Consider the following 17,361-nt stretch of genomic DNA (forward strand, 5'->3'; position numbering starts at 1 on the left):
TCGAAGTCTCGTCCGAGAAGGCGAAGCTCCGACCGTTGAGATCTCCCAGCCGGCGGATGCCCGAATCCCGTCTCGCCATCACGCAGCCGCGATAGACGGTGTCGAGATCCTGTACCGGCTCCTCGGTCTCATAGACGATCCGGGTGCGCTCGAGTGTGCCGGGCTGGTCGTACTCGAGCTCCTTGCGGCCGTCGCCGATCAGGTCGTAGGGCCCTGAAAAGACGTGCGTCGAAGCGGCGGCGGCGATCTCGAAGGGGCGGTCGACCAGCAGTCGGACGGCCACCTTGTCGCTCTCCGCCTCGACCTCGGTCCACCCAGGCGCCTGCTCGTCCAGGGCGACCACCAACTTGGCGCGCAGCTCGCCCTTGACCGACGCCGGCACGGCGACACTGCGACCGGCCAGGTCGGCGAGTGTCGCCGGCTCGCCCTGACCGCTCCGTGTGACGATGATGCCGTCCCGCTCGGCGCTGCGCACGACTTGGAGACGGGCCTCGGCCCCGTAGCGCCCGTGGGCGATCACATAGGCAAACGCGGGCATCCAGGCGACGTCGGCCTGCTGCGAGCCCAGCGCCTGGATGACTGCCGCGTAGCTGGTCGGCACTTCGGTCTGGAGAATCAAACCCGAGTCTTCCCGAATGAAACGAGCTAGCTCGTCCGCGCGCTCGACCGTGGTCCCCTGCTCGACCGAAGGCACGAAGAGCATCCGCAGCACCTCGTCGCCCTTGGCTTCGAGCCTCTGGCGACGGTCGAGCCCCCAGCCGAAAACCACAAGCGCAAGAACGGCAATCGACCAGCCGATGCGTGGAAGCCAAGAAGGACCGGGAGTCGTCATCATTCGTTTTTTCGGGCGCTCTACTCTACCCCGTTCGGGGCTCGCCGGGAGCCCCGCCACGAGATTGTCACAGCCTCTCGATCGGCTCGATTCAAGCCCGCGCCAAGAGCGCCTCGACCGCCGCGCTCGAAGCTGCCTCGAAGCCCGAGCGCACCCTTGAATCCTTCAACCCGCGGTACTTCCGATCTCGTTCCTCGGCCAGGGTGACGTTGTCCGTGACGAACAGGATCGTGCCCAGCTGGAGACCAAGCGTTCGGGCAACGATCGCCGCTGCCGAGCATTCACACTCGACGCCCAGCACCCGGCCGTGGCGACCGTCGTAGATCTCGGAGCCCTGGCGGTAGCCGGCGTCGGTCGTGTAGACCTTGCCGCGATGCACCTCGGAGTACCCGGTATCGCGGGCCGCTTTCCACAGAGCCTCGGTCATTGCGAGATCGCACTCCGCGGCCGTTTCCTGAGAAGCGTAGTAGCGCGACGTACCCTCTCCGCGCACCGCCTCTTCGGCCACGATGAGATCGCCCACCGCGACCTCCGGAACCACTCCGCCGCAGGCACCCAACACCACCACCCATTTGCCACCATTGGCGACGATCATCTCCAGGCCGTTCGCCGTCGCCGGAGCCCCCATGCCGGTGTAGACAAGCGTCACCGACTCGTCAGCCGTCTCGAGCCGGTAGACGATCCGGTCGGTGGTCTCGTCCATCGGCACCGCCTCGCCACCCCAGCGCTCGACCATCGCGGGCAGGTAGGACTCCCTTCCGAACGGCAGCAGCAGAACTCTCTCGGCACAGGCGAAGCCGGGATTGTTGCTGTGACCGAATGAGCGGCTCGACGTCACCGCACCGGAGTCTAGCAACGCCCGCGCCGCTTCGATCAGCTCACGAGGAGGATCGGGGTGCTCGCCTCCTCCAGAACCTGCTCGACGTCCAGCTCGGAGAGATCTTGCGGCAGCAGCAGAAGGCCATGCTCGCCGGCCACGAGATCATGACCGGTCCGGCCCGCTCTTCCAGACAGCTCGGTTATCGAGCCAGCCACCTCTGCTCCTTCGAGAGCTTCGAGCACCTGGCGGCGAAGCTCGTCGGAATCCGGCTCCGTCAGAACCGCCTCGACCGTCTGCCCGGCGGCCTTGGCGATGCTGATGGCCACCTCCAAGGCACGGGCACCGATAGCCGTGCCATTGCAGGCCACCCGTATCGGCGCTTGGATGCCCACCCAACGCTCCAGCACCAGGGTGTGCTTGTCCCGGCGCAACAGTAGCTCGCGCACGGTCGAGCCGGTCCGAGCTCGGGACCGAGACGACCAGCCCATCGCGCCCAGAATCACCAGGTCGACTTCGTCCGAGGCGCGGGCGATCTCGGTCGCCACCGTGCCCTGGGCGACCCGAAACCTGTGCTCTACCCCGGCTCGCTTGGCGATTTCGCCAAGAGCCGCCCCGGCTCTTGCCGCCTGCCGAGTGAGATCTCGATCGAGATCGCGCGCCTCGAACTCGCGAATCGAGGCGGTGAACAGGTCGAGATGCCGCGCCAACGGCGAGCCGGCCAACGCCAAGAGCTCGTGCTCTCGAACGAATACGCCTTCGAGCTCCGCGCTCAGCTGCTTGGACAGCTCGGCCGCCGCCTCGGCGGCCGCCAGGCTTGCCGGAGAGGCGTCAATGGCGACCAAGATTCGTCGAAGTGTCGTCAAGGCTCACCCTTTACGGGAGTCGCTACCGACCGGCTCGCCCTTCTCTTCTCCGATCGGCTCCGCGGGCGGACTCGAATAGAAGCGCGCGCGCTCGGTAAGCACTTCCAACCTTGCCTGCACCTTGCCGTTGATGCTGTCCTGCGGATACGTCCCCTCCTCGTCCGGCTCGCCGCTGGCCAACTCCGTGAGCACCTCGAGCCCCTGGTCAATCGTCGCTACCGGGTAGATATGGAACTTCCCGTCTCTGACCGCATCGACGACCCGCCCGGCCAGCATCAGGTGCTTGACGTTGGACGATGGGATCAGAACCCCCTGGTCACCGGTCAGACCTCGCTTCTCACAGAGGTCGAAGAACCCTTCGATCTTCTCGTTCACCCCTCCCACTGCCTGAACCTGGCCGAGCTGATTGACCGAGCCGGTGACCGCCAGAGACTGACGCAGAGGAAACCCGCCGATCGCCGAGAGCAGCGCATAGAGCTCTGCCGAGGAGGCGCTGTCGCCGTCGACGCCGGAGTAAGACTGCTCGAAGACCAGGCTCGCGGACAGTGACAAAGGCCGTTCGGCGGCATAGCGGGAGCCCAAGAATCCGGCCAGGATGAGGACGCCCTTGGAATGGATGGGCCCGGACATCTCGACCTCGCGCTCGATGTCGAGGACCTCTCCTTTGCCGAGACGCACACGGGCGGTGATGCGACTCGGCCGACCGAACAAGTAGTCGCCCAGCGTCAGTACCGACAGCCCGTTGACCTGGCCGACTTCGGAACCTTCGGTATCCACGAGGATGGTCTCGCGTAGAGTCTCTTCGAGCATTCTCTGGCGAATCCGATCGGCGCGAAACTCCTTGGCATCGAGCGCCTGTTGAACGTCCTGCGCCGTGACCCGACCGTTACCGTTCTTGCCCGCCCAGTGGTCCGCCTCACGAGCCAACCCTTCGATCGCCTCGACCGAGAGAGAGAGCCTCTCGGCATCGCCGACCAGCCGGGCGCCGTGCTCGATGATGCGCGCAACCGCGGTGCTATCGAATGGCTTGAGACCGTGATCCGCGGCCAGCCCGGCAACCAGACGTGCATAGGCGGCTTCCGCCGCTTCGTCGCGCTCCATGCGCTCGCCGAAATCGGCTTTGACCTTGAAGAGCCTTCGACAGTCGGGGTCGTGGGCCGAAAGGAGGTAGTAGACGATTGGCGGACCGATCAAGACGATCTTGACCGAGAGCGGCACCGGCTCCGGCTCCAACGAGTAGGTGCTGACCAGACTGGTGAGCTGCCCCAGCGACTCGATCGTGACGCGCCGCGACTCGAGCATTCGCTTGAGCGCCTCCCAGGCGAGGGGCTCGCGCAGAAGCCGGATCGCGTCAACCAGTAGATAGCCGCCGTTGGCGCGATGCAGGGCGCCCGCCTTGATCATCGTGAAATCGGTGACCAGCGTCCCCATTCTCGAAAGGTGCTCGATACGGCCCAGGAGGTTCTGTACCGAGGGGTGATCCTCGTAGACCACCGGAGCGCCTTCGGACTCGGAGTGATCCACCAGCAGGTTGACCTCGAACCGCTGCGAGAAGCCCTCGTCCGCGGGCTCACCGCCCAACATCCGCTGCAGCTGCTGCTGGGCGTCGTCTCCTTGCGCCCGTGCCAGAAAGGAATGCGCGTGGTCGAGGATCTCGTTCTCGACCTCGGTGATATAAGACTCGACCTTGGCAAAGCCCGCGAACGCCTCGCGCATGTCCGCGATGAGAGGACCGATGGCCCGGCGACTCACCGTTCGATTGAGCTCTCGGATCTGATCCCGCACCTGGCGCTGCACGACCGGCTCCTGGTGCAGGGCCTGGCCGACCTTCTTCTCGAAGCGCTCGATCTCGCCGCGTAGCCTTTCCTGCTCTTTTTCCGGCAGCTCGCTGAACTGCTCGGGGCTGACGATCTCACCATCGCTCAACGGAGCGAAGGCGATACCGACCGGCGTACGCAGCAATGCGATCCCGCTGTCCGCGGCCTTCTTGGCCAGAGTCTCGATAATCTCCTGCTGCCTCTGCTCGGCGGTTTCGGTGATGCTTCTGCGCCGACCCTGGTATTCCTCGCCCTCGAACACGGCCCGGAGCACCGTCCCGACCTCAGCGATGAGACGTTCCATTTCGGACCGAAGCTCCGCGCCCTTACCCGCCGGAAGTCTGAGCAGGTGCGGTTTTTGCGCCTCCTTGAAGTTGTTGACATAGCAGCAGTCATCGGGCTTCGGCTGCTCCTTCGCCCGGGCCGAGAGATAGCGCTGAATGGCGCCGTGCTTGCCCATCCCCGGCGGGCCGAACGCGAAGACGTTGTAGCCGGCACCCTCGAGCTCGATGCCGAATTCGACCGCCGCCAGCGCGCGCGTCTGCCCGGGCGCCTCGGTCGGCGCCTCGAGCTCGGATGTCGTGTCGAAGCCAAGCTTCGATGCATCACAAGCGCGGTACAGGTCGCTCGGCGAGAGCTCCGCGACGGTTCGCATCCTTCGTCAGTCTCCGGCCGGCTCCCCAGGCCGTCCATACCCGTATAGGCGGGACCGGACCACGCCGCTGGGTAGCCTCGTTCGAGGCGACCCGGGGCGCCACACAAGACCATCGCGCCTGCTACACTCGCCGCCCCAAAAAGGGGCATGAGGAGGCTTGTTTGGCCGTCAGCGAAACCACTTCAGGACGCTTTACAGAGCTCAAACGTGAGATCAGAGAGCGGCGCGAGCGCGAGTTTCTGGCGCCGATCGCGGTCTGTTCGGCGGACAGCCGCGGCCGCGAGCAAGAGGAAGCTCCGGATCCCTACCGGACCTGCTTCGAGCGGGACCGAGACCGGATCCTCTACTCGAAACCGTTTCGCCGCCTCAAGCAAAAGGCGCAGGTCTTCATCAATCCCGAGGGCGACCATGTCGTCACCCGGTTGACGCACACCCTTCAGGTCACCCAGATCGCTCGCTCGCTGGCCGCCGCGCTGGGCCTCAACGAGACCCTGACCGAGGCTATCTGTCTCGGCCATGAAGTCGGGCACGCACCGTTCGGGCACATCGGCGAAGAGGCCCTGTCGCCGTACGTCGAAGGCGAGTGGCTCCACTCCGAACAGGGCGTACGCGTCTTCAGCGTCCTCGAGCCGATCAATCTGAGTTGGGAAGTTCTCGACGGCATCCGCGCCCATACCTGGAAAATCACACCTGGGCCCGCCACTCAGGAAGGCATGTTGATCCGCTACGCCGACCGCATCGCCTATCTGGTCCACGACATGGAGGATGCGGTGCGTGCGGGCATTCTCACTCACGCGATGCTGCCGGCAGAGAGCCGCGCGGTCTTCGGCGAACCCGGACGGCAATGGGTCTCGACCATGATCCACGCCGTCATCGACGAGTCGATTCGGCTGGGCGAGGTCGCCATAGCTCCCCGCGTGCTCGAGGCCATGAACGGCTTTCGCGCCTTCATGTTCGAGAACGTCTACCTGCGACCCGAGTCCAAGATCCAGGCCGCGAAGGCGGTGCGCATTCTCCGTGACCTCGTCGATTACTACCTCGACCATCCCGACGAGATGCCCGCGAGCTACCGCCTGCGCGAGGAGCCCCTCGTGACCCAGGTCCTCGACGTGGTCGCGGGCATGACCGACCGCTACGCCCTGCGGGTCCACGACCAGATCTTCCGGCCGGCCAGAACCGTCTAGTAGCGCGTGGACGGAAACCGTCCATCGAGGGGCTATCCCGCATACGCCCTGGCCGTACTCGTCCTGGTCTACGTCTTCAACTTTATCGACCGGCAGATCCTCTCGATCCTCGCCGAGGACATCAAGGCCGACCTGGGGCTCTCGGACGCCAGCCTGGGCTTCCTCTACGGCACGGCGTTCGCGGTCTTCTACGCCATCTTCGGCATCCCGCTCGGACGCCTGGCTGACATCTGGACTCGCAAGAAGGTGATCGCAATCGGCCTGTTCGCCTGGAGCGCGATGACGGCGCTCTCCGGCACGGCCCGGAGCCTCGCGAGCCTGGCCGCGTTTCGGATCGGCGTCGGCATCGGCGAGTCGAGTGCCAGCCCGGCGGCGTTCTCGATGCTCGGCGACTACTTCCCGCCTCGCCGGCGAGCCACGGCCGTCGCCGTCTATTCGAGCGGCGTCTTCATCGGCTCGGGCGTCGGGCTCTTTCTCGGCGGCTGGATCGTCGACTCCTGGAACAGCGCTTTCCCGACCGGCGGCCCGTTCGGCCTGGTCGGCTGGCAAGCGGCGTTCTTCGGCGTCGGCCTGCCGGGGCTCCTGATGGCGCTCTGGGTCTGGACGCTCCGCGAGCCGGCCCGCGGCGCTTCGGAGGGTCTGGCCGCCGCTGAGCTTCATCCTCATCCTTTTCGAGAGCTCTTCCGAGAGATCGCGGCCATCGTGCCGCCGTTCACCGTGCTCTCGATCGCACGCGGTGAATCGGGGCTTCGCGGCGTGGTCCGAAACCTGGCTATCGCGGGCGCCTGCGCCGCGACCGCCTGGGCGCTGACCGCTGCGACCGGGGACACCATTCAATGGGTCGCCCTGGCCATCGGTCTCTACGCTTTCTTTTCCTGGCTGCAGGGCCTCGCGCTCCGCGACCGGCCGGCGTATGTGCTCATCTACCGAAGCCGAGCCATGGTGTTCGGCATGCTCGGCTTCGGATTCCTGTCGTTCGCCGGCTATGGCCTCGGCTTCTGGTTCGCTCCCTACTTCATTCGCGTCTTCGACGCCGGCGTCGGCCAGGTGGGTATGGTCCTCGGCGTGGTGACCGCGGTGGCGGGCTGGCTGGGCGTAACGACCGGCGGCGTCTTTTCGGACTGGCTCAAGCAAAGGAATCCCCGCGCCCGGCTTCACGTGGGCATGGCAACGGCCGCCGCGGCTCTCGCCGTTGGAGTGCTTTTCCTCAACTCGGGCGAGCGCACCACCGCCTACGCCCTGGTCTTCGGCTTTCAACTGTCCTCGCCGTTTTGGATCGGATCGGCGGTGGCGCTGGCCAACGAAATCGTCCTGCCGCGCATGCGCGCCTCGGCCTCCGCCTTTTACCTCCTGGCGGTCACTTTCGTCGGACTGGCTCTCGGCCCGTACGCGATCGGCAAGCTGAGCGACCGCTTCGTGAGCGCCGGCGCGCCAAGTGCCGAGGCACTTCAGCGCGCCCTCATGGTCTCGCTGGCGGCCTACATCCTGGCTTTTGTCCTGCTTTGGATCGCCAGCCGCTTCGTAGAGCGCGAAGAGGGCGACCGCGTCGAGCGCGCCCGGGCGGCGGGCGAGGCCTAGCCCCCGTCCGTTTTTGTAGCGGTCGAACTCCGTGTCGACCGTCTTGGTTGTGGCAGTCGAGCTCCGACGAGTCTCTCGGTAGCTCCAGCCGACAGTAGGCCGCCGGTGCTGCCTCTCCGCGAGCCATCAGCCGATGGCGAGGCTCGCTCCGAGGCGCACGCGGCCGGCCTCTCAGTCGACCGGGAACGTAGCGATCGTCCTGTTACCTATCTGTCCGAGCCCTACACACGGAGCTCGACCGCCAGGGGCCACGTTGACATCGTTTTGGGGTATCTCCAGCCCGCCGCCCAGACGAGAGCTTGACCCGCTCGCTCCCAGGTGTATACTGTATTAGTACAGTGACACACCAATGATCGAAATAGACCCTAGAGACGCTCGACCCATTTGGCGCCAAATCGAGCAGGGGCTGCGCGACCTGATTCGGAGGGGACGGCTCGAACCGGGCGTTGCCGTTCCGTCGGTCCGCGAACTTGCCAGGTCACAGCGGGTGAACCCGGCGACGGTCTCCAAGGCCTACCGCAGCCTGACCGACGCCGGCTATCTCGAGGTGCGTCGTGGAGAGGGAACGTTCGTGGCAGTCACCGCACCGCGCCTGGACAGCCGCCGTCGTCGAGAGATCCTGCGGTCCGAAGCGGCTCGTCTCATCGAGTTCGCCATGGGCCTGGATGTGAGTGCTGATGAGCTCTCCAGTGTGCTCGACGAGATCTGGTCCGAGCACCTGGAGGGTGCCACGAGTTTGCGGGAGAGGAAGCATGCCCGAATCCGACTGTGACCTCCATCTCCAGAACGTCTCTATTGCCTACGGGAGAAGCCCCGTTCTGGAAGATGTCACCTTCCAAGTTCGGCGTGGCACTACCTACGCGCTGCTGGGTCGAAACGGCACCGGCAAGTCGTCGCTCATTCGGAGTCTTCTCGGCCATAGACCCGCGCGCGCCGGAAAGATTCGGCTACTCGGCGAAGACCCCTGGAAGAAGCGCAAGTCCTTGATGAACGAGATCGGCGTTGTCCCCGAGACGCCCGATGCGCCGCCGAGAATGAGGGTCGCGCAACTCCTGCGCTTCTGCCGGCGTCTCTACCCTCGGTGGTCCCAGGCAGAAACCAAAGCTCGACTCGAGCGTTTTTCGATTCCACTCGACGTGCCTTTCGGAAAGCTCTCGCGCGGCCAGAAGACCCAGGTGCACCTGGCCCTGGCTCTGGGGCACCAACCCGAGATCTTGATTCTGGACGACCCCACACTCGGTCTCGACGCGGTCGCCCGCAAATCGCTGTTCGAGGAGTTGGTTGACGAAATGGCCGAGCACAAGCCAACGGTCCTCATCGCTACTCATGACCTGCTCGGAGTCGAGAGGATCGCGGAACGCGTTGGCATCCTTCACGAGGGCCGGCTGGTCATGGACGAGGACATCGACGCCCTCAAGCGGGGCTTCAGAAAGCTGATGTTCTCCAACAAGGTCGATCCGGCAGTCGTGTCGCGCGAGGTCGAGGCCCTTCAGCCGATCGCCGTCGAAACCAACAGTTGGGGCACCGAGGCCATTGTCGCGCTGGAGCCAGCCGGTACGGCGACCGAGCTGTTCGGCACTCCGGCCGGAGCGCTCTCCGTCGAAGAGATCTTCGTCGCAGTCACCGGCTCGGGAGGTCCGGCATGAGAGCCTTCACGGCCGTCTTCATCCGCGAGATCGGCGAACATCGCCTGGTCTTCTTGATCGCCGGATTCCTGGCGCTGATTTCTCTCCTGGCACCCCTCCTCTCCACCACGAACGACTCTGCAAGAGACGTCCGCGAGGCAACCGCGATGGCGCTAGCACTCAGCTACGCTTTGATCCTCGCGGTTGTCCTCGGCGCAACCGGCATCGCGTCGGAGCTCGCCGCGGGGCGGCAGAGCTTCTTCTTTTCGCGACCCATCGGCGCAGGGACGCTGCTGAGCGCCAAGCTCGCCGCCGCTCTTGTCCTCGTAGCCGGTGGCGGCCTCCTGGCCGCGACGCCGGCGACACCTCGACTGGCCGAGCTCGCTTCGGACTGGGGAGGAGTGGGACTCGGCACCGGACGCGGTTTTGGAGCTACTGAAGCAACGTTGGTCGCTGCCTTCGCGATTGGGGCGCTCCTGCTGGTTCTGGGGTCCGCCCACTACTTGTCTCTTGCGCTCAGGGCTCGCGATGCCTGGCTGGCCGTGGATCTCGCTTGGCTCGCCATCCTCGCCGCCCTCGGATTCTGGTCTCATTCGCAACTGGAGTCCGCTTTTGCCTCTTCCCTCTGGAAGTGGATCCTCGGCCTCTGCCTGTTGCTCTTGATACCGGCCGTCCTGGTTTCGTGGTTGCTCCAGATAGCTCGCGGCCGCACAGATCTCGCGCGCAGCCATCGCTGGATGTCGGCAGTGCTGGGCTGCCTTTCTCTCACGATCGGTTCTTGGCTGGCGATCTCGGCCTATCGCGCTTCCCATCCTGAACCAACCGACGTCTGGGCACTCGACCATGTCCAAAGCGGCATTGGACAATGGCTGTACCTCAAAGGAGCGACGAGCTGGTCCTTCAAGTACCAACCCTCGTTCTTCTGGAATACCGCCACGAGCGACTTCATCCGCTTGAACTCAGCGCAATCAGTGACCCTCACCAAGGACGGCAGCAAAGCTCTCTGGCTCGCTCGCTCGGACCCCAGAGCCATGACCAGCGATCTCTACTCGATGGATCTGACCGCTCCAGAGCCACTGCGGGTGAAGAGCCCTGTCTCGATACCGGTTCCACGCATTGGAAGGAGGTTCCTGTCCGTCTCGCCGACCGGCAGCCTCGTGGCCGTCTGCCCTCATGGCCAGCAGTTGAGGGTCATCGATGTGGGTTCGGGAGTGCAGGTTCTGGCCCAGAAGCTTGAAAGAGGCCTTCTCCGCGGCGCCGTGTTTCGTGACTCCCAGACATTGCAATTGCTTCGTCAGCAAATGCTGATCGCGGAGCCCGACCTGGACGGGCATGTAGGTGCCAACGAACAGGTCTTCCTGGTCGACACGATTGACATCCAAACCGGCAACACGCGCTCCACTGTCACCGAGCCGCTGGCGCAGCACGCCCGGTCCCGCTGGTTTCCACAGGGTCAAACATTGATCTCGGGTCCGGCTCTAGTCGATCTCGCAACCGGTAAAGTGCTCGTCGACTTCAACTCCGACACATCGGATGAATGGAACACCCTGGACTACAGGTTTCTCTCTGACGGACGGATCATCGGTTACGACCAGTCCGGCGAGAACGCCACACTTCGTCTGTATGATCGTAGCGGCAAGAGCCTGCGCCGATTCGAGCTCGGACGAACTGGATACGTCTGGATCGGCGGACAAGCGAGCCGCGACGAACTATTCATCACGATCCACACGGGAGACCGGACGAAAGGCCGCCGTCACCAATCTCGGTCTTCGTGGGCCAGCCGGGTCCTCGATCTGAAGGACGGTTCGATCCGAGACCTGGGTTTCTTCTATTCGATGTCGAAGCCGGAAGACCCGCCTGGAGCCCGATCGACCTCTCTGTTCAGCGATGCGAACGACAGCTTGTACGAACGCGAAAGGGACGGCTCGTACAGACAGCTGACCCGAGGCCGGCGAGTCCGGGGGGGCCGTCCCGGGATGGGGCTGCTGCCTGACATATCGTTTTAGCCCGCTGTTTGAATGCGCGCGGACCGCTTCTGCCAGCGCGCCCGGGCCTTGGCGCGCTCCTCTTCGCGATTGCGTCGCGGCGAGGTGGTTTCGAGGCCGTCGACCAAGCGCTGGGTGGCCGCGGCGACTTCGTCGACCGCCCGATCGAAGGTAGCCTCGTTGGCCCTGGACGGCGCGCGCATGCCGCTGATCTTGCGCACGTACTGGAGCGCCGCGTCGCGCAGCTCCTCGTCAGTGGCTGCTGGATCGAAATTGAAAAGGGAACGGATGTTTCGGCACATGGCGGCCTCCCGGAAGATTCCCGCGAGATCCTAGCAGCCGGTGTCGGAGCTCAGTGGCCGGCGCTAGCCGTGACCGCGCCAGCTTTGGAGAATCTGCATGTAGTTTGCTCGCTCGAACGCCGCGGGATCCGGAGAGTGCTCCAGGTTCATGCTGCCGCGCATCTGGTTGAGCGATTCGTACTCATGCTCCACCAGCCAGTTCTCGAACTGGGTTCGGATCTCCGCCAGCCGCCCAGGGCCGTTCTTGAGCAACGCCGACACCATCTGAACCCCGTGAGCACCGCACATGACGGCCTTGACCGCGTCGACCCCGGTGTGGACACCTCCCGAAACCGCCAGTGAGCATCGCAGCTGGCTCGAGAGAACCGCGAGCCAACGCAAACGCAGCAAAAGCGTGGTCGGGCTCGACAGGTTCAGGCTGCGCACCACGTCGAGCTCCTCGACGTCGATATCGGCCTGGTAGAAGCGGTTGAAGAGAATCAGCCCCTCGGCGCCGGCGCTCTCCAGACGCCCCGCGAAGCTCGGCAGAGCCGTGTAGTACGGCGACAGCTTGACCGCCAGCGGAATACCGATCCGGGCTTTGAGCTCGTAGACCATCTGCACGCTCGAGTCCTCGACATCGACCACGGTCTCGTCGACCGAGGTCACCAGCTCGTAGAGGTTCAGCTCGAGCGCCGAGGCACCGGCCTCCTCGATCAACTCCGCGTAGTCGAGCCAGCGACCGCCGTGGGTTCCGTTGAGTGACGCCACGACCGGAACGTCGACCGCGTCGCGAATCAGGCGAATCTGCTCCAGATACTCCTCGGGTCCGAGCGCAAACTCGGTCGGCGCCGGCAGATAGCTCAGCGCCTCGGCAAACGAATAGGCCGGCGAATCCAGAAAGTCCGCAGTTGCGACCTGTTCCTGGTCGATCTGTTCTTCGAACAACGATCGCACGGTGATCGCGGACGCCCCGGCGTCTTCGAGCTGCTTGACGGTATCGAGATCGTCCGCGAGCGGCGACGCGCCCGTCATGAAGGGATTCGCCAGCTCGAGGCCCAGATAGTCGGTGGTCAGATCCATTCTCGTGCTCTCCTCAATTCGATGCGGTCGAAGCCGTCGAAGCGGCTTCTTGCTCCGCATCGGCCTCGCTCTGCGGTACCGAAACCTCCGCGAGCTGCTGGTAGATCGCATAGCGGCGCTCGGCCTGTCGTTGGCTCTCTGCCAGGAATTCCCGGTAGCGGGCCGGATCGAGCTTCTCCACCATCCGAAAACGGGTCTCGAGCGGAAGAATGTCTCGAACCTGGCGGCGCGGAGCCCTGGAATCGAGCTTGAGCGGCGGCAGGCCTTCGGTCGCACGCCTCGGGTCGTACCGGTAGAGCGGCCAGATCCCGGTGTCGACCAGCATCTTCTGGTGCTCGACCCCGTGAGCGAGGTCGTAGCCATGAGCGATGCAGGGGCTGTAGGCGATCACCAGCGAGGGGCCGGGATAGGCCTCGGCCTCGCGCAGCGCCTTGACGGCGTGGTTCATGTCCGCGCCGAACGCGATCGAAGCGACATAGACATGACCGTAGCTCATCTGCTCGAGCCCCAGGTCCTTCTTGGCGATCTCCTTGCCCGCCACGGCAAACTTCGCGGCTGCGCCCAGTGGCGTCGCCTTCGACGCCTGACCGCCTGTGTTCGAGTACACCTCGGTGTCCATCACCAGCACGTTGACGTTGCGCCGGAGCGACAGGACGTGATCGAGGCCGCCGTAGCCGATGTCGTAAGCCCAGCCGTCTCCGCCCAGCAGCCAGACACTCTTGGGCACCAGGTAATCGCAGACCTCTCGAAGCCTGGCGGCATCTTGGTTATCAGTGCCAGCAGTGCCAGCAGTGCCAGCAGCGCCAGCAGCGCCGGCCAGCTCGTCGAGCTTGGTCTTCAAGCGCTCGACCCGGCGGCGCTGCTCGGCGAACGCGGCCTCGTCATCCGGCTCGGCCGCCAAGATCTCTTTGACCAGACCCTGGCCGACGCGCCCTTCGAGGCCGGCGAGCAGTGAGCGTGCCTGCCCCGAGAGATGATCCACGGCCAGCCTGAAGCCGAGCCCGAACTCGGCGTTGTCTTCGAAGAGCGAGTTCGACCAGGCCGGACCACGCCCGTTCCGGTCCTTGGTAAACGGCGTCGTCGGCAGGTTGCCGCCGTAGATCGAGGAGCACCCGGTGGCATTGGCGATCAACAGCCGGTCGCCGAAGAGCTGGGTCATGAGCTTGACGTAGGGAGTCTCTCCGCAGCCGGCACAGGCTCCCGAGTACTCGAACAGCGGCTCGAGGAACTGCGAGCCCTTGGCGTCCAGGCGCTGCACCAGGGCTCGATCGATATCAGGAATGTCCAGGAAGTACCTGTAGTTCTCGCGTTCCCGGTCGCGTATCGGCCGCTGTTCCTCCATGTTGATCGCCTTGCGCTTCGGGCTGGCCTTGTCCTTCGCCGGGCAGACCTCGACGCACAGGTGGCAGCCGGTGCAATCCTCGGGCGCGACCTGCAGCGAGTACTGAAGGCCCTTGAATTCCTTCGCCTTGTAGGGCACCGATTGGAAGCTATCCGGCGCGGACGAGCCCTTGTCTCCGATACCTCCGTTGCCCCCGTTGCCGCTAGCCGCCTCGAAAACCTTCGAGCGAATGGCCGCATGGGGACAGACCAGGACGCAGTGGTTGCACTGGATACAGATCTTCGGGTCCCAGATCGGTATCTCCTGGGCGATATTGCGCTTCTCCCACTGGGTGGTGCCGGTTTGCCAGGTTCCGTCGACCGGAAAGGCGCTCACCGGCAGCAGGTCGCCCTTGCCGGCCAGCATGACCGAGGTCACCTTCTGAACAAAATCCGGCGCCTCGGTGGCAACGATCGGCGGCCGGCCTCTCTTCGCCGTCGCCTGCGGCGGGACCTCCACCGGGTACAGTCTCGTGACCGCGGCGTCGACAGCCCGGAAGTTCTTCTCGACCAGCACCGGACCGCGCTTGCCGTAGCTCTTCTCCAGCGCCTTCTTCACCTCCGCCAGCGCTTCGTCGCGAGGCAGGATGTCGGTCAACGCGAAGAAGCAGGCCTGCATGATGGTGTTGACGCGTCCCCCCAAACCCAGCTCGCGAGCCAGCCCGTAGGCATCGATCACCCAGAAGACCAGGTCTTTCTCGATGATGGTTTCCTGGACCTCCCTCGGTAGCCAGTCCCAGACCTGATCGGCCGCGTGCGGCGAGTTCAACAGGAAGGTCGCACCGTGACTCGCTCGCTCGAGAACGTCGAAGCGCTCGAGGAAGTCGAACTGATGGCAGGCGACGAACTGGGCCTGGCGCACCAGGTAGGCCGAACGGATCGGGAGGTCGCCGAAGCGCAGGTGGGAGACCGTGATCGCGCCGGCTTTCTTCGAGTCGTAGACGAAGTAGCCCTGGACGTGCTTATCGGTGTTCTCGCCAATGATCTTGATCGAGTTCTTGTTGGCGCTCACCGTGCCGTCCGAACCGAGTCCGAAGAAAATCGCTCGGACACTCTTCTCGTCCGCCGGCACGTCGCCCTCTTGGGACACTTCCAGCGAGGTCTGCGTCACGTCGTCGACGATCCCGACCGTGAAGTGGTTGCGGGGACTCGGCGCCGCCAGCTCGCGAAGAACGCTCTCGACGCAGGCCGGATCGAACTCCTTGGACGAAAGGCCATAGCGGCCGGCCACGATCGAAGGAGACTCGGACCAGGGCGCGACACCTTGATTCTCGGCTTCACGCGTGGCCGCAATGACGTCGAGGTAGAGCGGATCACCCACCGCACCCGGCTCCTTGGTCCGGTCGAGGACGGCCAGGCTGCGAACCGTTGCCGGCAGCGCTCGGGCGAAGGCCTCGACGTCGAAGGGCCTGTAGAGCCGCACCTTGAGCACGCCGACTTTCTCGCCCGCGCCGGCGAGTCGCGCCATCGTCTCGTGCGCGGTCTCGGCTCCGGATCCCATCAGCACCAAGACCCGCTCGGCCTCCGGATGACCGGCGTACTCGAAGAGGTCGTACTGCCGACCCGTGAGCTCGGCGAACCGGGCCATGGTCGACCGGACAATACCGGGGCAGGCGTCGTAGAAGCCGTTGCAGGCCTCTCGCGCTTGAAAGAAGGCATCGGGATTCTGGGCGGTGCCCCGCAGGACCGGACTGTCCGGAGTGAGTGCTCGGGCCCGATGAGCTTCGACCCAGCGCAAGTCGATCATCTCGCGCAGGACGGCATCCGACAGCTCCGCGATCTTCTGAATCTCGTGCGAGGTCCTGAAGCCGTCGAAGAAGTGCAGGAACGGAACCCGCGATTCGAGCGTCGCCGCCTGGGCGATCGCGGCCATGTCGTGGGCTTCCTGCACCGAACCCGAAACCAGAAAGGCGAAGCCCGTTTGACGGGCGGCCATGACGTCCGAATGGTCACAGAAGATCGACAGCGCATGCGTCGCGAGCGTGCGCGCCGCCACGTGCAGCACGAAAGGCGTCAGCTCACCGGCGATCTTGTACATGTTCGGGATCTTGAGCAGCAGCCCCTGCGACGCGGTGAAGCTGGTGCCCAGCGAGCCGGCCTGAATGGCTCCGTGGACGGCTCCCGCCGCTCCTCCCTCGGACTGCATCTCGACGACATCCGGCACCTGACCCCAGACGTTCTGCCGTTTCTCGACCGACCACGCATCGGCCAGCTCGCCCATCGGAGAGGCCGGTGTAATCGGGTAGATCGCGATTACTTCGTTGGTTCGATAGGCGACCGAGGCGGCGGCCTCGTTGCCATCGATGGTAGTCATACTCGGTTTGTTCATGGTCATCGCCTCGCCTATACGGTTCCGCTGGCATCGTAGAAGGGGCGGTGGCCCGTCACCACACCTGGCGGGACAGTCGCCGCCCCACCCCCGGGTGGGGGCTCGAGCCCAGTTCGCTGAGACCCAGCGCGCGGCGCCGAGAGAGGCCGCGCGTCAGGCGTTCGTTTGTGAGTCCGGCCGGCGCAGCTGGCGCCGTACCTGCCGGAAGCTGACCAGCCGGCCGTTGACCTCGTCCCAGAGGTGCAGCCTCGCGCTGCGGATACTGGACCACAGGGTCAAGCGGGTCACGTGGTGCAGCTCCGGCACCTCGGTGAAGCACTTCTTGAGCCGGTAGTTGGGAATCGCCGCAGCCAGATGATGGACGTGGTGGAAGCCGATGTTGCCGGTGAACCAATGCAGGAACGCCGGCAGGTCATAGAGGGAGCTGCCCTCGATCCCAGCGCGATGGAAGTCCCATTCCTCGTGCTCGCGCCAGTAGGTGTCCTCGAACTGATGCTGAATGTAGAACAGCCAGACACCCAGCGTTCCGCTCAACAAGATGATCGGCGACTGCACCAGAAGGAAGCGCTGGAGGCCAAAGAGCTGCCAGCCGGCGAGAACGGCCGCCGCGATCGCCAGGTTGGTCCACATGACGCTCGCCCATTCCCGTTTCCAAGTCCGGGGAATATCGAGCGGCAGGCGCTGCTTGAGCACGAACTGGTAGATCGGTCCGATGACCAGAAGCACGAACGGATGGCGATAGAGCCGGTACTTGAGTCTGCCCCACCGGGATCGCTCCCGGTACTCCTTGACGGTGAGTGTCTCGACGTCTCCGAGACCGCGCCGATCCAAATCGCCGGAAGTTCCGTGATGAATCGCGTGGGTACGGCGCCAGTAGGCGAACGGTGTCAGCGTCACCACACCGATCGCGGCACCCACCGCGTTGTTCA

The 17,361-nt window shown here is 64.8% G+C and carries 13 protein-coding genes; 5 read left to right on the plus strand and 8 right to left on the minus strand.

The annotated features are described in order from the left end of the window. The 4 genes from GY769_25190 to GY769_25205 all read right to left on the minus strand — a co-directional run. A partial coding sequence (locus GY769_25190) for a PhnD/SsuA/transferrin family substrate-binding protein (GenBank protein ID MCP4205219.1) occupies positions 1-835 on the minus strand: 835 nt, incomplete at its 3' end. Positions 836-923: 88 nt separating this feature from the next. After that, positions 924-1,670, minus strand: a complete 747-nt coding sequence (locus tag GY769_25195) for a nucleoside phosphorylase (GenBank protein MCP4205220.1) — start codon at positions 1,668-1,670, stop codon at positions 924-926. Positions 1,671-1,705: 35 nt separating this feature from the next. Next, complete coding sequence (locus tag GY769_25200) at positions 1,706-2,515, minus strand: universal stress protein (GenBank protein MCP4205221.1); 810 nt, start codon at positions 2,513-2,515, stop codon at positions 1,706-1,708. A gap of 3 nt (positions 2,516-2,518) precedes the next feature. After that, positions 2,519-4,987, minus strand: a complete 2,469-nt coding sequence (locus GY769_25205; protein ID MCP4205222.1) for an AAA family ATPase — start codon at positions 4,985-4,987, stop codon at positions 2,519-2,521. Here GY769_25205 and GY769_25210 point away from each other — a divergent pair. The 5 genes from GY769_25210 to GY769_25230 all read left to right on the plus strand — a co-directional run bounded on the left by GY769_25210 (position 4,933) and on the right by GY769_25230 (position 11,380). Continuing rightward, positions 4,933-6,171: an HD domain-containing protein gene (locus GY769_25210; GenBank protein MCP4205223.1), complete on the plus strand. Its 1,239-nt coding sequence runs from the start codon at positions 4,933-4,935 to the stop codon at positions 6,169-6,171. The genes GY769_25205 and GY769_25210 overlap by 55 nt on opposite strands. A 6-nt stretch (positions 6,172-6,177) precedes the next feature. Beyond that, complete coding sequence (locus GY769_25215) at positions 6,178-7,749, plus strand: MFS transporter (protein ID MCP4205224.1); 1,572 nt, start codon at positions 6,178-6,180, stop codon at positions 7,747-7,749. A gap of 349 nt (positions 7,750-8,098) precedes the next feature. Then, complete coding sequence (locus GY769_25220; protein MCP4205225.1) at positions 8,099-8,521, plus strand: GntR family transcriptional regulator; 423 nt, start codon at positions 8,099-8,101, stop codon at positions 8,519-8,521. Continuing rightward, positions 8,502-9,395 carry an ABC transporter ATP-binding protein gene (locus GY769_25225; protein ID MCP4205226.1) on the plus strand — a complete coding sequence of 298 codons (894 nt, stop codon included), beginning with the start codon at positions 8,502-8,504 and terminating at the stop codon, positions 9,393-9,395. Before GY769_25220 ends, GY769_25225 begins: the two co-directional genes overlap by 20 nt. After that, complete coding sequence (locus GY769_25230; GenBank protein MCP4205227.1) at positions 9,392-11,380, plus strand: hypothetical protein; 1,989 nt, start codon at positions 9,392-9,394, stop codon at positions 11,378-11,380. The genes GY769_25225 and GY769_25230 overlap by 4 nt, the downstream gene beginning before the upstream one ends. Here GY769_25230 and GY769_25235 read toward each other — a convergent pair. The 4 genes from GY769_25235 to GY769_25250 all read right to left on the minus strand — a co-directional run. Continuing rightward, positions 11,377-11,661: a DUF2277 domain-containing protein gene (locus tag GY769_25235; GenBank protein MCP4205228.1), complete on the minus strand. Its 285-nt coding sequence runs from the start codon at positions 11,659-11,661 to the stop codon at positions 11,377-11,379. The two genes, GY769_25230 and GY769_25235, sit on opposite strands and share 4 nt — an antisense overlap. A 63-nt stretch (positions 11,662-11,724) precedes the next feature. After that, positions 11,725-12,723, minus strand: coding sequence for a dihydroorotate dehydrogenase-like protein (locus GY769_25240; GenBank protein MCP4205229.1), 999 nt, complete (start codon positions 12,721-12,723; stop codon positions 11,725-11,727). 13 nt (positions 12,724-12,736) lie between these two features. After that, complete coding sequence (nifJ, locus tag GY769_25245; GenBank protein ID MCP4205230.1) at positions 12,737-16,432, minus strand: pyruvate:ferredoxin (flavodoxin) oxidoreductase; 3,696 nt, start codon at positions 16,430-16,432, stop codon at positions 12,737-12,739. Between the two features lie 153 nt (positions 16,433-16,585). Then, positions 16,586-17,361 (minus strand): fatty acid desaturase (locus GY769_25250; GenBank protein MCP4205231.1); only part of this gene is annotated, 776 nt, incomplete at its 5' end.

Source organism: bacterium (genome assembly GCA_024224155.1).
In the GTDB taxonomy this organism is placed as follows: Bacteria; Acidobacteriota; Thermoanaerobaculia; order Multivoradales; family JAHEKO01; genus CALZIK01.

Coding starts and splice junctions, on each gene's coding strand:
- GY769_25210 (MCP4205223.1), top strand. CDS start 4,933: ATGCATCACAAGCGCGGTACAGGTCGCTCGGCGAGAGCTCCGCGACGG.
- GY769_25205 (MCP4205222.1), bottom strand. CDS start 4,987: ATGCGAACCGTCGCGGAGCTCTCGCCGAGCGACCTGTACCGCGCTTGT.
- GY769_25220 (MCP4205225.1), top strand. CDS start 8,099: ATGATCGAAATAGACCCTAGAGACGCTCGACCCATTTGGCGCCAAATC.
- GY769_25225 (MCP4205226.1), top strand. CDS start 8,502: ATGCCCGAATCCGACTGTGACCTCCATCTCCAGAACGTCTCTATTGCC.
- GY769_25230 (MCP4205227.1), top strand. CDS start 9,392: ATGAGAGCCTTCACGGCCGTCTTCATCCGCGAGATCGGCGAACATCGC.
- GY769_25235 (MCP4205228.1), bottom strand. CDS start 11,661: ATGTGCCGAAACATCCGTTCCCTTTTCAATTTCGATCCAGCAGCCACT.
- GY769_25240 (MCP4205229.1), bottom strand. CDS start 12,723: ATGGATCTGACCACCGACTATCTGGGCCTCGAGCTGGCGAATCCCTTC.
- nifJ (MCP4205230.1), bottom strand. CDS start 16,432: ATGAACAAACCGAGTATGACTACCATCGATGGCAACGAGGCCGCCGCC.